This window comes from Photobacterium lucens, assembly GCF_009873615.1.
GTDB lineage: Bacteria > Pseudomonadota > Gammaproteobacteria > Enterobacterales > Vibrionaceae > Photobacterium > Photobacterium lucens.
Genome location: NZ_SSMG01000006.1, coordinates 1 through 14,709, shown reverse-complemented (window position 1 = coordinate 14,709; position 14,709 = coordinate 1). Strand labels below are relative to the sequence as shown.

The 14,709-nt window shown below is 40.2% G+C and carries 16 protein-coding genes; 8 read left to right on the top strand and 8 right to left on the bottom strand.

Annotated elements, in window-relative coordinates; all coding sequences use genetic code 11:
• Positions 1-117: 117 nt before the first annotated feature.
• Complete coding sequence (locus tag E5A76_RS01305) at positions 118-1,326, bottom strand: S8 family serine peptidase (RefSeq protein WP_161117875.1); 1,209 nt, start codon at positions 1,324-1,326, stop codon at positions 118-120.
• Positions 1,327-1,740: 414 nt separating this feature from the next.
• On the opposite strand from E5A76_RS01305, the gene E5A76_RS01300 reads away from it, so the two are divergent.
• On the top strand, positions 1,741-2,232 hold the full coding sequence (locus E5A76_RS01300) for a VF530 family protein (RefSeq protein ID WP_008986941.1): 492 nt from the start codon (positions 1,741-1,743) through the stop codon (positions 2,230-2,232).
• Positions 2,233-2,353: 121 nt separating this feature from the next.
• On the opposite strand, the gene E5A76_RS01295 is transcribed toward E5A76_RS01300, so the two are convergent.
• Complete coding sequence (locus E5A76_RS01295) at positions 2,354-3,706, bottom strand: phosphatidylserine decarboxylase family protein (protein WP_161117874.1); 1,353 nt, start codon at positions 3,704-3,706, stop codon at positions 2,354-2,356.
• A gap of 284 nt (positions 3,707-3,990) precedes the next feature.
• Here E5A76_RS01295 and E5A76_RS01290 point away from each other — a divergent pair, with 284 nt between their 5' ends.
• The 3 genes from E5A76_RS01290 (at position 3,991) to E5A76_RS01280 (ending at position 7,115) form a co-directional block, all read left to right on the top strand.
• Positions 3,991-5,586, top strand: coding sequence for an ABC-F family ATPase (locus tag E5A76_RS01290; RefSeq protein WP_107165197.1), 1,596 nt, complete (start codon positions 3,991-3,993; stop codon positions 5,584-5,586).
• A 129-nt stretch (positions 5,587-5,715) separates the two neighbouring features.
• Complete coding sequence (locus E5A76_RS01285) at positions 5,716-6,171, top strand: YaiI/YqxD family protein (protein ID WP_045062951.1); 456 nt, start codon at positions 5,716-5,718, stop codon at positions 6,169-6,171.
• A 455-nt stretch (positions 6,172-6,626) separates the two neighbouring features.
• The gene (locus tag E5A76_RS01280; protein ID WP_053441821.1) at positions 6,627-7,115 is read left to right on the top strand and encodes a GNAT family N-acetyltransferase; all 489 of its coding nucleotides are present in this window, start codon (positions 6,627-6,629) and stop codon (positions 7,113-7,115) included.
• A 356-nt stretch (positions 7,116-7,471) separates the two neighbouring features.
• On the opposite strand, the gene E5A76_RS01270 is transcribed toward E5A76_RS01280, so the two are convergent.
• On the bottom strand, positions 7,472-7,765 hold the full coding sequence (locus tag E5A76_RS01270) for a hypothetical protein (RefSeq protein WP_107166949.1): 294 nt from the start codon (positions 7,763-7,765) through the stop codon (positions 7,472-7,474).
• Between the two features lie 393 nt (positions 7,766-8,158).
• Here E5A76_RS01270 and E5A76_RS01265 point away from each other — a divergent pair, with 393 nt between their 5' ends.
• On the top strand, positions 8,159-8,761 hold the full coding sequence (locus tag E5A76_RS01265) for a LysE/ArgO family amino acid transporter (protein WP_161117873.1): 603 nt from the start codon (positions 8,159-8,161) through the stop codon (positions 8,759-8,761).
• A gap of 70 nt (positions 8,762-8,831) precedes the next feature.
• On the opposite strand, the gene E5A76_RS01260 is transcribed toward E5A76_RS01265, so the two are convergent.
• On the bottom strand, positions 8,832-9,167 hold the full coding sequence (locus tag E5A76_RS01260) for an SMR family transporter (RefSeq protein WP_053989704.1): 336 nt from the start codon (positions 9,165-9,167) through the stop codon (positions 8,832-8,834).
• Between the two features lie 13 nt (positions 9,168-9,180).
• Positions 9,181-10,383 carry a hypothetical protein gene (locus E5A76_RS01255; protein ID WP_237458815.1) on the bottom strand — a complete coding sequence of 401 codons (1,203 nt, stop codon included), beginning with the start codon at positions 10,381-10,383 and terminating at the stop codon, positions 9,181-9,183.
• A gap of 713 nt (positions 10,384-11,096) precedes the next feature.
• Here E5A76_RS01255 and efpL point away from each other — a divergent pair.
• Both efpL and E5A76_RS01245 read left to right on the top strand, forming a co-directional pair.
• Positions 11,097-11,669, top strand: a complete 573-nt coding sequence (gene efpL, locus E5A76_RS01250) for an elongation factor P-like protein EfpL (protein WP_045062819.1) — start codon at positions 11,097-11,099, stop codon at positions 11,667-11,669.
• A 114-nt stretch (positions 11,670-11,783) separates the two neighbouring features.
• Positions 11,784-12,239: a GNAT family N-acetyltransferase gene (locus E5A76_RS01245; protein WP_161117871.1), complete on the top strand. Its 456-nt coding sequence runs from the start codon at positions 11,784-11,786 to the stop codon at positions 12,237-12,239.
• A gap of 111 nt (positions 12,240-12,350) precedes the next feature.
• Here the strand turns inward: E5A76_RS01245 and cspE (E5A76_RS01240) are convergent, their stop codons facing one another.
• Together cspE (E5A76_RS01240) and cspE (E5A76_RS01235) are read right to left on the bottom strand one after the other, a co-directional pair.
• Entirely contained in the window at positions 12,351-12,560 is a 210-nt protein-coding gene (gene cspE / locus E5A76_RS01240; RefSeq protein ID WP_053989707.1) for a transcription antiterminator/RNA stability regulator CspE, read from the bottom strand.
• A 485-nt stretch (positions 12,561-13,045) separates the two neighbouring features.
• A complete protein-coding gene (gene cspE / locus E5A76_RS01235) occupies positions 13,046-13,255 on the bottom strand; it encodes a transcription antiterminator/RNA stability regulator CspE (protein WP_008987088.1) in 210 nt (69 codons plus the stop codon).
• A 522-nt stretch (positions 13,256-13,777) separates the two neighbouring features.
• Here cspE (E5A76_RS01235) and E5A76_RS01230 point away from each other — a divergent pair.
• Positions 13,778-14,089 carry a DUF496 family protein gene (locus E5A76_RS01230; RefSeq protein ID WP_008987087.1) on the top strand — a complete coding sequence of 104 codons (312 nt, stop codon included), beginning with the start codon at positions 13,778-13,780 and terminating at the stop codon, positions 14,087-14,089.
• A gap of 100 nt (positions 14,090-14,189) precedes the next feature.
• Here the strand turns inward: E5A76_RS01230 and E5A76_RS01225 are convergent, their stop codons facing one another.
• On the bottom strand, positions 14,190-14,663 hold the full coding sequence (locus tag E5A76_RS01225) for a hypothetical protein (RefSeq protein ID WP_161117870.1): 474 nt from the start codon (positions 14,661-14,663) through the stop codon (positions 14,190-14,192).
• Positions 14,664-14,709 lie beyond the last annotated feature (46 nt).

The window sequence follows — 14,709 nt, the reverse complement described above, 5'->3', positions numbered from 1 at the left end:
CTAGCCATTTTGCTCGATTACTAAAATAGCGAAACATAAACGAAAAAAAGCTGCACAGCCATGTGCAGCTTAAATCGAACATCGAATATACGTCATTATTATTTATCAGCTTATTTTTTATAAGCTTGGAATTGGATCCGGATTGCCATCAGGATCGTTGTTTACGTAACCACTCACGTAATAGCTATTGATGATTGCTAAGCCACAGAAGTGTGGTGCCGCCATTGAAGTCCCGCTAAGTGTTGTTGTACCACCGCCTGTTTTGGTTGATAAAATACTGACGCCTGGAAGAGCAAACTCAACGACAGAACCGTAATTAGAGAAGGTCGCAAAATTGTTGTAACGGTCAAACGCTGAAATGGTGTAAACGTTAGGGTGGGTTGTACTTGCTGGGGTATAGTTTTGTGCATCATCAGCACTGTTACCTGCTGCAATAGCGAAGATAATACCTTTACTTGCCGCTGCTTTAATTGCTGAATCTAAAGCACTTGAGAAACCTTGTGCACCTAAACTCATGTTGGCACAATCACCGTAGTTACCATGTTGGTAAACATGATCGACACCTGCAATCACACCTTCGATAGTACCGCTACCAGTATCTGAAAGAACTTTAATTGGTACAACCGTAGCACCTGCTGCAACACCAACCACATCATAACCATCCAGTTTTGCAGCAATTGTACCTGCGACATGCGTACCATGTCCGTTACCGTCTTCAGTTGTATTGGTACCTACAAAACTTGCACCACGAGATACATCAACATTTAAGTCAGGGTGCGTGCTATCAATACCTGTATCAATGACCCATGCAGTACCGTAGTCAACAACTTGGTGACCGACACGCTGTACACCCCAAGGTACGACTTCAGGATCACGTACTGGTTCCGGCTCTGGCGTTGGCTCTGGTTCAGGGGTTGGTTCTGGCTCCGGCTCAGGTGTTGTACCACCGTCTTTATTTTTCCCGCCTTTACCATGTCCGCCTTTTTCTTTGTCAGGGCCATTTCCAGGTTTATCAGGACGAGCAACAAGGGAAACAGGAAGATTTTTTTCGATATGAGAGATATCAGGGAAGCGTTCTTGTAATTGTTTTAGTGCCGCTTCTGGAAGATTAATCGACATACCTTTAATAGCATGGGTGTAGTTATGGCGAATTTTACCTTTGCTACTCAGTACAGCTTTTGCAATCTCAGAACGTTTGTGCTCGGTAATATTGTCATCAAATTGGATGATGTATTGGTTATGAGTCGAAACAGAAATAGGGTTAGCTGACAGAGGTGCTGAAATTGAAGCGACTAATGCAGCTGTAAATACAGTGATACGATTCATTTTTCATTGTCCAGTAAAATTAATATTGTGAAGCTCATCACAGTAGACCGTGGGTGTTTAAATTTAATTTCGAAAAAACCGAAAAAAATTAGAAAAAAAAGTTATTTTTTGTAGGTGACTGAATTGAAAAAAGAATAAATCGTAAGTTTTTTGAAATAAATTCGATTTTAAAACCACTTTTAAACATGAACGCTGTTTTAAATCTGAGAATAAAACGCTAGGTGTGGTTGGAGTATATGAGTCGAGCTGTGAGGGTGAACGATTGCGCTTTAAGGGGAGGTAAAGCGAGTGCCTCAGCGTTGTGAATCGCTTAATAAAAACGCATAAAATAGCGAATGAAGTAAATTGTTTATCAGTTATTGAAGCCTGCCTTTATACTTATAGCAATCCCATTAATCTCCATTAGGAATGCTAATGCAAGAACAACAACAGAATGCTCAACCTGCTAAGAAAGAAAAAGAATTAACCCTAGAGCAACGACTATTACAGAACAACCCACTTCATGGTTTAAGCCTAGAGAAAATGCTAACTGAGCTTGTTGAACACTATGGTTGGGAGATCTTAGACACGGCGATGCGCTTTAACTGTTTCAACACTAAACCATCGATTGCCAGCAGTGTGAAATACCTGAAAAAAACACAGTGGGCGAGAGAGAAATTAGAGGCATTCTACCTTTCTCGTTTCAAACGCATGCCGCGTCCAACAGCAGCAGAGCGTGAAATTCCGCCTCGTATGCGTACTTTTGCTGATGGCATTGTGCCACGTGAACCAATGGAATTAACCGTTGATTCTATTCTAGCTTCTCAAGCAAAAGCAGCGTCAGCATACAAAGAGCGTGCATCCCGAGGTCGCAGTAATAGTCGTGGTGGTAATCAACGTAGTGGTAGTCGTCCACCACGTCGATAATCGACGTACAAAACAGTAAGTTTGTTTGAATAAAGAAAACGCCTTATTACTTTGATAATAAAATCAGTAATAAGGCGTTTTTGTACTTATTAGTAACGTTTAAAACAAATGACCGTTTAAATTAATCGTTTGTTAATAAGGTTGCGATGCGAGAACAAACAGGAATATTAGTGGCATCTAAGCCTGGTTCAGTGTTGTGGAAATCAAATGCCAATTTCACATCAGGACCAAATACAAGGCAGTGAGTAGAACCACCAAAGTGGAACATACCTAATTCATCACCTTTATCTAAGTGTTGACCTTCTTTAACCGTGATTTCGCAAGATGATACTTCAGCCATACCCACAGCGATAAAGCACATTAAACCAATATTAGGATTATCCGATTCAATAAAGATAATCGCACGTGTTGCCACAGCGGTTAAAAATGGCTGTGAATTGTTTGGTGCACTGTCATCAGCACCATCTGGGTTGCCAAAGCCTTGGTACTGGTTACCTAAGTAATAAGAGCCGTTCACAATGTAGGCTTTTTTCACAGTACCGCTAACTGGGCTATTCCAGCGGTGATAGCTTAATGCACTTAAGAATGCTTGATATACCGTACCACCAACAAATTGCTTCGCAAGTGGATCAAAATCCATCATATTTTGTAGTGAATAAGGTTGACCTTTAAGCCAAAATTCCGCGCTTTCTGCTACATTCTCGACCACCTGAAGCGGGGCAGATTCACAAGCATTGGCAATAATATTGTCGCCTTCAGCAATGGGACGAACACCTTTTACGAATTCACGAGTGAAAAAGTCATCCCAAGATTTAAAGCCATAATACTTATCACTAGGATCACATTGGAAAAAGTGCTCAAACGGCAATGCTTTCAATGCAGGATCGGAAGTTGCTTGGCAAGCGACGCCCACCATTTCACGTTGCGCAGTAGGATTTAACCAGCCCAATACTTTAGGCGTACGGTTTAAATCATCGGTAACCAATACATAACGAGAATCTTGGCTTTCCAAGAACCTTGACCAGTAAGTTAGGATCTTCTTAATTTGTTGGTTAACTAACGCATTAGAAAAGAAAGTATAACCGGCAGGGGTCGCCATTGGCCAATCGAGTAGGGCATTAATCGGAAAACCAATTAAACCACATGGGTTAAGTTCACCGGTTTGCGGATCAGTGTACTCAGTACATTCAGGTGCTTGAGTCATGATTGCGTTTAGCAGCACAATAAATTCATCAAACGATAGCACTTCAGGTGTGCCTAATGGGGTGAACTCTTTTTGGTTGCCAGCGTAGCTAAACATACGCTCTGCAAGCTCTTTGAGTGTTTCATCGTTATCAACCAGATCTTTAAACTCTTGAACAGGTTTAACAAGATCCGTTGGGTTTTGAGTGGCGTGGGCTTTCAAATGCTGAATCCAAGCATTTACATGTGCTTTGCTTTTTGGAAGCCAATTGCCGAAAGAATGCATATCCATAATAACTCTTTATTTATTCATCAATGTGATGCTATTGACTATACGCTTCGGTTTGAGCTAATCATCATACAAATAGTTGAAATCAAATTGCATTAATCCATACTCTGATTTTTTGAACCTAACGGAAGCAATTAGTTAACCTGAAACTGGTTACAATTTAGTTAGTAATTAGAGGTGATGTAAGTCACGGAATCTGATATACTCCGCGCCAATTTAGAGAAAAGTCGCTTGTAGTAAGCGGCTTTTTTAATGCTTGATATATACATCAAAATTGGAACAGTACATTGATTTCAACAGCTAACATCACAATGCAATTTGGCGACAAGCCATTGTTTGAAAACATCTCAGTTAAATTCGGTGAAGGTAACCGTTACGGTCTTATCGGCGCGAATGGCTGCGGTAAGTCGACATTCATGAAAATTCTGGGTGGCGAATTAGAACAGTCTGCAGGTACTGTTTCAAAAGATCCTAACGAGCGCATGGCGAAACTAGGTCAGGATCAGTTTGCATTTGAAGAGTACACAGTTGTCGATACCGTTATCATGGGTCACAAAGAACTGTGGAAAGTAAAAGAAGAGCGTGATCGCATCTACGCTATGCCAGAAATGTCTGAAGAAGACGGCATGCGTGTTGCTGATCTAGAAGTAGAATTTGCAGAAATGGACGGCTACTCAGCAGAAGCACGTGCAGGTGAATTACTACTAGGTCTTGGTATTCCTGAAGAGCAACACTTCGGTCTAATGAGCGCTGTTGCACCGGGTCTTAAGGTACGTGTTCTTCTTGCACAGGTACTGTTCGCCGATCCAGACATCATGCTACTTGACGAACCGACGAACAACTTGGACATTCACACCATTGCATGGCTTGAGCAAGTTCTACTTGAGCGCAACTGTACAATGATCATCATCTCGCACGACCGTCACTTCCTAAACAGTGTATGTACTCACATGGCTGACTTAGACTATGGTGCGCTTCGTCTATTCCCTGGTAACTACGACGAATACATGATGGCGGCAGAAGCTGCGCGTGAGCGTCTACTTGCAGACAATGCGAAGAAGAAAGCACAAATGGCTGAACTACAAACGTTCGTAAGCCGCTTCTCTGCAAACGCATCAAAAGCAAAACAAGCGACGTCTCGTCAGAAGCAACTTGATAAGATCCAGCTAGAAGAAGTGAAAGCATCTAGCCGTCAATCTCCATTCATTCGTTTCGATCAGGAAAAAGAACTGTTCCGTAACGCCCTTGAAGTGGAAGGTCTGAAACAAGGTTACGGTGAAAACATCCTAATCAACGGTGTTAACCTGCTTGTTGAAGTGGGTGAGCGCATTGCGATCATCGGTGAGAACGGTATCGGTAAATCAACATTCCTAAACACCCTAGCAGGTGCAATGGAGCCGATGGCAGGTATGGTTAAGTGGTCTGAAAACAATAACATTGGTTTCTACGCACAGGATCACAGCGCTGATTTCGCAGAAGACATGACACTACTAGACTGGATGGGGCAGTGGAAGAAAGATGGCGACGACGAGCAAGTCGTTCGCGGTATCTTAGGTCGTATGTTGTTCTCTCAAAACGACATTAAGAAGTCTGTAAAAGTGATTTCTGGTGGTGAGCAAGGTCGTATGCTGTTTGGTAAGCTAATTATGCAACGTCCTAACATCCTACTAATGGATGAGCCAACCAACCACATGGATATGGAATCTATCGAATCACTTAACCTTGCACTAGAAAACTTCAAGGGTACATTGATGTTCGTATCTCACGACCGTCAGTTCGTATCTTCGATTGCAACACGCATTATCGAAATCACCAAAGACGGTGTTGAAGATTTCCGTGGTACTTACGACGAGTACATTGCGAAGAAAGGTCTAGTTGGCTAAGGTCGTTGATTCAACGATCTAACGCTTAAAAGATAATGAAAAGCCGCCTTCACATAGGGCGGCTTTTTTACAAATAATGCCGAGCTAAACAGCCAATAAAAATTAGGTTAATAGCAATAAGGAAATACGATGAAAATTTGGGTTGATGCAGATGCTTGCCCTAACGTGGTAAAAGAAATCCTATTTCGTGCCGCAGACAGAACCAAAGTCAACGTCACGCTGGTGGCAAACCAATATATCCGAGTTCCGCCATCCCCGTTTATTCGCTCGACACAAGTAGAGCAAGGCTTTGATGTGGCAGATAACTACATCGTACAGCAAGCCGAAGCAGGGGATTTAATCATTACAGCCGATATTCCACTGGCTGATGAAGTGATCACCAAAGGCGCACATGCCTTAAACCCTCGTGGTGAAATGTATACCAAAGATACCATTAAGCAGCGCTTACAAATGCGTGACTTCATGGAAACCATGCGCAGCAGTGGGGTACAAACAGGTGGCCCAGCACCACTTAGCCAAGCGGATCGCCAAAACTTCGCTAACAAATTAGATGCGTTTTTAGCTAAGAATCACAAGCCACAATAATGGCTAAAAATGGAGATAAACGCCGTTTTGTCTCCATATTTCTTCTCTCCATTTCCCTTCTTTTTGTACCTCCGTTATTCCTATTTCGCTTTAAGCGAGATGCTTTTGTTTGCTGGTAATACGATTACCTGTGTATTTATCCAGTTATAATGAAAACCGTAAATTTTGCCGATTAAGTCTCGTTTTTAATCAGAAAATTTTCTTAATTATCTCAGAAGGTGTTTTTAACCTATTGATATTAAATAGCCAATTTTGTCGTTTGTGTATTTAATCCGACGAACGAAATACCATTCTTACTTTTACCAAAGAAAACATATCGATTGAATGTGATTTTTTGCGACTAACACTATGAAACGTAGTGCTTTTATTTAGTAAAATGTGGGTTATTTACAGTATTAATAAAGCGTAAAAGTAAGAATGCTTATTAATATACTGTTATACGACTAAGGAGAAAAATGAAGCCTGATTTACACGGAAGTAGAATTGTTTTGAGGTCAATTCAAACGAATGATTCTGATGATTTGTTTGAAATTTATGGTGACATTCAAACAATGGAATTTGCTTCAGACCCAGTTTTCACATCGGAAGATATGGTAGTTCAGATGCTAGAAAGCGTCGTCCGACTAGAGAAATCAGGTGAATCGTTGGAATGGGCGGTTATGGAGCAAGCGACAAGCAAAGTTATTGGAACCTGCGGCTTACATAGCTTTAGTGATAGCGGTGATTCCTGTGAGGTCGGGTGCTTACTAAATTCATCGTACTGGCGACAAGGGTATATGTCGGAAGCTCTTAGTTTATTATTCTCTCATGCTAAATCTTTGGGCATTGAAAAATTGTATGCCGATATTGATGAGGGTAACTTTAGGTCTCAAGCTTTGTTTAACAAACTGGGCTTCAAAGCTAAAAACGGTCAGTTTCAGCGCTTGCTGAGAGGCATCGTATAACAAACTGTTCAAGAGGGATTCGCAACGCGTGGCATTTTCACTATGCGTTGGTTTTAGTGTTTAAGGCGGTATGCGGCGGCTCTTGTATTGCGTTGCTCACCCCTTAACAGGGCGTTGATATGACCCCCACTGTCAATTAAAACGTAGAAGTTTCTGCTCCCACATTTCCAGAGCCTTACTTGTAAATATCCCTACTTTTCCTAATATCAACCAGCCTGAATAGAGCTGGCTATCTAACAAAGTTATGTCCACAAATGAGTTAGCCATTAAACTAGTTGATCATTATCATGCATTAGATAGCGACTCCCACACAAAAATACCGACCCAAAAGGTCGGTATTTTTATTGGTATCTATCTTACTGACCAGCACAGTCTAGTGATAGTTTGCCATCATCACTACGAGATAGGGTGATAGTGGTGCTCGCTTTTGATGCGCCTTTTGGTAGGTAAACCGCACATTTCTCAAAGTTTGGTACCAGCGACTTATTGATCACCTTTAAAGGTTCTTTCTGGCTATCAACATTCTCACCTGAATACACGGTAATGCTGTCTACTTGTGCCAGCATTTGATCTGAATGTTTTGCAGCAGGTGCAGCGTTAGCGAATACAGAAACCGAACCTAGTGCTAATAGCAGTAAAACTTTTTTCATTTTTATACCTCTAATGATTTGTGTGTCTGTGTTGCGATTCGGTTGCCACTATAACGATGTATTTTAAATAAAGAAATAAATAATTATCGAAAAACGATAATTATTTGTTGTTAAGTTTGTTTTGCTGTTAGGGTGTTATTGCTAATAATCTGATTAATAACACCTTTTTTTGATATCGAATTTTTTGCTGCTTTTATCAATACAGGCGGTGTTTTACTGCTTGTTTGTATAAAACTTCATCACATTTTTGTTTTTAGAAGATGATTTGTGCTTTGTTGATGTTAGGTCGGATGTACTGTTTGGTTTGAGCACTGGTAATTTTATTGAGCGTTTTATAAATTAACCTATTGGGATGTGCTTTTATCTAATGCTTAACAGGGATCTGTTGTTGTTATGTCTACCTTTCTTGCTGGCTTTTCACTTGGCCTGTCTTTAATTTTCGCTATCGGTTCTCAAAATGCGTTTGTGTTAAAGCAAGGGCTGAAGAATCAATATGTCTTTATCATTTGCTTGCTGTGTGCGCTGTCGGATGCGATTTTTATTAGCTTCGGTGTTGCGGGCTTTGGGGTAATTGTGAATAAGTACCCTGAGGTTGAAACCATTGCGCGTTATGGCGGTGCGATATTCTTAACCGTTTATGGTTTGCTGAGTTTTAAATCTGCATTAACAAAGGATCATGCGCTGGTGGCAGGGGATCAATCATCGGGCTCATTAATCAAAGCGGTACTAACGTGTTTGGCGTTTACGTGGCTCAACCCTCATGTGTATTTAGATACGGTGGTGCTGCTTGGCTCTATTTCTACCCAATATCAACCTGATGAGTTTTACTTTGGTTTAGGGGCGGTAACAGCCTCGTTTGTGTTCTTCTTTTCTCTTGGTTATGGGGCTCGATTTCTTGCTCCATTGTTTAAACGCCCAAATGCGTGGAAGGTGTTGGAATTTGCAGTGGGGATCATCATGCTATCTATTGCATTGAATTTGGTGATGATGGCGTAAGTTGTTGAGGATGATTTGCTGGCTTCATGATTGTTATTAACATGAAGCCATTGTTCTTCTTGCTTTGGTTTTAATGAACCACGGATTTTGAAAACACTTGAATCACAATGATCCCTGCAGCGATCAGTGTCAGCCCCATGAGTGCTGGTAGGTCGAGCTTCTGTTGATAGACAAAATAAGAAAGTAGCGACACAAGAAAGATACCACTTCCAGCCCATATCGCATAAGCAATGCCAATGTTCATGGTTTTGACAACTTGTGATAAGCCATAAAAGGAAACCGCATAACCAATAACCACGGCAACACTTGGTGCAAGGCGAGTGAAACCTTCTGATGCTTTCATCATTGTTGTGGCTACGGTTTCGGCGATAATAGAAATTAATAAAATTAGATGTACATTATTCATTTTTTTTACTCATTTAATGGCGAAGCATCGCCGATTTAAGGTGTCGCAATGGTAATTTTTGCAAGAGGTTGCATTGGTACCAAGGTACAGTGACGGGATGGACAATAGTCTGTAGTGTTCGGCTATAGTCCATCGTTAAACCTGGCGTCCAAGCCATCATGATGGCTCGGTGACGAATTTGTGCCGCAAGCCATAGCTCTGGTTTGATCATTAGCTTTATTAGCGTCAACATGCTTGGATTGTTGTCATGTAATACGCTATCTAACGCGGCTTCTAGTGCGTATGCGGTATGGCTTGAGCAGTTATTTGAGGTCAAATTGTAAATAGGGTTACTGCTATTTTGCTGCCAAAACTGCTCTAATGTGTGTCGGTTATATTTGTTAAATTGGATCTGAATATTAGATTCACACCATTCAGCAACTTCTGATTGATAATCTGGTAAATAACGTCCAGCGACATTATTTTCAGGGATCGCTTTTAAGGTGTTGATAAATTCAGTGGGTGAACGCTCTATCTCATCTTTCGGGTATAAGCTCATATACAGCTCTTTACCTACTTCTATAGCGGCATGTCCTGTTGAAATAACCCCAGTGATATCGGTTGCAGCGATATAGCGATTAATGATCGGTCTTGGAATATATGGGTTGTCTGCTGAGCCTTCTGGTGTCCATATATGTACTGTTAGTGGTAAGTCTTGATGCGTGTGCTGTGAACCTGCAAGTGTATTTAAGCTGCTTACGTTATTGTTGTTATTTAAGAGAGGATAAATAGCACTGTTATTTTTTGAAAAATAAACCCTGAACAGAAAATAGATACTTCTGACGCTGCCTGTGATCATAATGAAACCAAGAACGTATGAGATCACATAGTCATTATTCATGAGCAGGAATAGGGCGTATCCAATTTGAACGAAGCCCCATAACATCGCCTTTTTCCAATGACTAAAGCGCACCACGAAAGCTGATGAAATATTAAAAACGCCTACCGCAAAATATACAAGGCCGAATGCTAGTGAGAGTAAGATGTTACTCGATTTCACATTTATTAATGCCACAATGGCACCGCATAGAAAAATAGTGCCTTTAACCAAGATAATGTTTCGCTGAAATCCGAGTACTGTAGGGGTGATCATTAATGTCGTGATGCTTTCAAGTAAAATGAAATAGCAAAAGCCATCAAAGATGACACCGTCGATTCCATCAATAAAAATAGCCATACCCGTGCCTCCCCATATGAAGGAAAGTAGTAGTAAATAAGGCAGTGTTCTTTTTACGAAACTAGAACCTAAAAGAAGTAGTGCTATTTGTAACATTAAAAACCGTTTATTTATTAAGACGACAAGGTGAGCGATGTAAATATAAAGCTATATATCTATTTGTTCGCTTATTTAAAACGCAGTGATTTTGATGCGGATGACATTGCTATATAGGCGTTATTAAATATGGCTATTTGATAATTTTGATGAATGCTAGCGTACAGAAAATAGTGATTCAAGTTGTTGCCATGTTGTTTTGTTTCTGTATTGCTTTGGTTCAGGTATGTGGTTTTTTGTTACGATTTACTGAGGTTTATATTTAATTATTACAGTAAATGTTTAAATAATGGTCAGTAAGTGACTGGAGTTATACGCTTAATTTTTATCGGGCGTTGGGGTAGATATCACGTTAGCTGCAATGGCTGCTGTTTTACGTTTGTATGCCTTGTTATGTAAAAAGAATGACGCTGAAAGTTTGCTGTGTTGTTATCGCTAATGCTTTGGTAAATCAGGCAGTTGGTGGAATGAGAATGGCTTAAAATAGCGGTTGTTTAAGCTTTGAACAAGGCTAGAGAGCAAACGCAAAAAAATGGTATTTGTACTATTATAACACTTGCTATAAATCTCTATCTTGGTGTAATTTCTCTCAACTATTTTTTTTTGGAATTTTGATCATGCCAAAGGCTAGTGAAATTAAAAAATTTGCTGCTGTTGAAATTAACGGTAAAGTAGGTCTTGTTAAAGAAATCAGTAAGCTAACGCCTAGTGGTCGTGCTGGCGCAAGTCTTTACAGAATGCGTATTTACGATGTAGCAACAGGTACTAAGTCTGATGTTAGCTTCAAAGCTGACGAGAACGTAAACCTAGCTGATTTCCGTCGTACTAAAGCATCTTTCTCTTACATCGATGGTGAAGAATACGTATTTATGGATGATGAAGATTACACTCCATACGTATTCAACAAAGAAGCAATCGCTGAAGAGCTTCTATTCATCACTGAAGATACTAAAGGTATCGAAGTTCTTACTGTTGATGGCGCGCCAGTTGCAATCGAACTTCCAGCGACAGTTGAACTAACTATCGTTGAAACTGATCCATCAATCAAAGGTGCTTCTGCAAGTGCACGTACTAAGCCAGCAACACTAACAACTGGTCTAGTAGTTCAAGTTCCAGAATACATCGCGAACGGTGAAAAGATTAAAGTTAACACGGCTGAACAAAAGTTCATGAGCCGCGCTGACAAGTAATAGATTTCTTTTAATCTATTCTGCGTAAAACCAGCCTGTACATTGTGGTTACGAAAGTAACGGCAAGTCGGGCTGGTTTTTTAATGGATAAAATTTAAAGGGAAGTGTGAGTTTATGACGTATCACATTCGTAAAGCAGAGAAAGACGATGTAACTGCTGCTTATTTATTAGAGCGTGAGTTGTTTGGTGAGCATAGCTATCCTGATTTTTTCTTCAGACAAGCGTATGACTGTTGGTCTAATGGCTTTTTAGTTGCAACTACCGAGTCGCAAGCGGTAGTGGGTTATATATTAGCTAGCCCAAGTTTTACAGCTGCAAATGAAGGCGCTCGTGAGGCGTGGATTTTAGGCGTTGCGGTTGATAGTAAGATGCAAGGTCAGGGCGTAGGAAAGGCGTTGTTAAACGAGGCGTTAGCACAGTTAGCGGATTACAATTGCATTTGGTTGACGGTTCATCCTGATAACAAAGCATTAAAGCTGTATGAGTCATTAGGCTTTGTGGTGGTAGGGCAGGAAGATAACTATTTTGGTTGTGTCTCACCACGTTTGAAGATGCGTTTAAGCCGTTAACGTAGCCGTTCGCATTGGTATGATCTATTTATTGCCTGTTGTTATCGTTATAACAGGCAATAAAAAAGGGTACCCTGAGATACCCTTACTTCTTCAACTGTTCGTTGTAGATTATTGTGCTTCTACGTTAGCAGCTTGAGGACCTTTTTGGCCTTGCTCAACGTCGAAAGAAACCTTTTGGCCTTCTTTCAGAGATTTGAAGCCTTCACCAGTGATAGCGCGGAAGTGTACGAATACGTCAGCACCGCCGTTATCTTGAGTGATGAAACCAAAACCTTTCTCATCGTTGAACCACTTAACGATACCAGTTGCTTTAGACATGTGATGTCTCCTGAAAATAATTTTAAATATGTTACTTATGTACAAAAAGAATATTGAAGCGCTTCAGGACAACTGTGTACGTTTGAACAGTGTAACGAAGTTTTTCCTTTCACTTTGTTGCATAAATAGGCCTGCTTTGCAGGACGTTGATATTAAGCCATTTTCATTTTTAAAGAGCAAGTAAGTTACTTGTCTATAAATAGATAATGTGAGCCGTATTACAAAAAAATAGCGAATAATTAATATGAAATTTGTTTTCTATAAAATCTCTCGCTTTAACTGACACTATAATTGCTGATCTGGTTATATGATCAATCTATATAAATGCGTTATAACCTTTCAGTTTTATCGTAAATTGGAGGGTTAGCAGAATATTGTTTTTACTAAGCAGGGACGTGGGAGGATTTTCTTGATGAAAAAAGGGCCGTGATGACCCTTTATTTACGTTGGATATTGATTAACGCTAAGCGTTATTAAGTATTTGGTTATACTTTTTCAACATTTGCTGCTTGTAGCCCTTTTGGACCTTGCTCTGTTTCAAATGAAACTTTTTGACCTTCAGCAAGGGTCTTGAAACCATCACCAGTAATCGCACGGAAGTGTACAAATACGTCAGCACCGCCGTTATCTTGTGTGATAAAACCAAAACCTTTCTCTTCGTTAAACCACTTAACGGTACCTGTTGCTTTTGACATGTTCTCTCCTGAATCAACTTTTACATCAAACATTGTGTTGCCAATATCGGGTTACGACGCTATTTGAGCCTGAACACTTCTATGAAGCTATCCTTCTTCAGATTGCATTGTTGTAAGCGAGTACTGGTCTAATTCAAGAGTAGGCGTTGATATGCTATTTGCAAATAAATTAAGGCTTTTTTTGTGGTAAATTTCACAGAAGATACTGTTTCATTATTGCCGATTACATATGTTGTTTTATTGTCATATTTATCAGTAAAAATAAGTCTGTTTATTGAAAAATATCAAGAAATTGGTAAGTGATTCGTGCGATATTTAAGCGAGAAACACGGGTAGGTGTTCATAGAATCATCATTGAGCATTTAATCATGAGTATTGCTTGAGTTTTCGAATGACTTTCTGATATAACGATTTCAGCAATAAACTGAGACTCGACGGTTATGTACTAGGAAGTGCATTATTCCTAATCCCTTGCATTAAATCAGTTTCACAAGGTTTTATTTTTCAGACTAAGGACAACAAATGAACAACATCCTTGAACTCGTTCGTCAAACACGTCGTAAGAACAAACTAAAACGCGAAATCTTAGACAACGATCGTAAAATCCGTGACAACCGTAAGCGTGTAGAATTGCTAGAAAACTTGATGGACTACATCAAAGCTGACATGAGCCACGACCAAATCGTTGAAATCGTTGAAAACATGAAGGGCGATTACGAAGATCGTGTTGATGATCACATCATCATCAGTGCTGAGCTTTCTAAAGAGCGTCGTGAAGTGAGCAAAGCGGTTAAAGAGCTTAAGAAAGCTGAAATCGTTGCACACAAACACTAATCATTGTTTATCTTTGATTAATAGAAAACCGAGCATGACGCTCGGTTTTTTTGTATCTGTTGTAAACAAGTAGACCGTGTTTGTAGGGAGCGGTTAATTGTTATTGAGTATAGGGTAGATAGCCTGTAAAACCGCAGATTTTCCAACCTTCAATGGTGCGTTTTAGGTAATACAAAGTTTGCCAAAGCAGTACTTCATTTTCGTTGTCGCGGCGTTTAATCGCACCGTTAAACTGTTTGCGCGCTAAGGCTCTATTACCATCAATGGTGATTTCATTGAGCGTGGTCGCGCGGTGTATCGCTTCTTCTAAACACTCAGCATATTCGGTCTGTTGTGAGTGTTGAGCTTGTCGCAACCATTCGTCACGATAAAGATCAAGTGATGAGAATGACAAGGTCCAACGGCTTGGATCTGGGTTTTTATTGGCATTGATGGCAAAAAACTCAGAGGCTTCGAAGTCATTTTCAACCTTGGACCAGTCGGCATGGCAATAAGCATTGATGTCACGACTTACTAGCATGTCCCATATTTCACAACGATCGGCATCCTGTTCGTTGTACGGGTTCTGTTTCATTTACTGCTCCTTGTTAATGACGACTTTCATAATAGTTATTGATGAT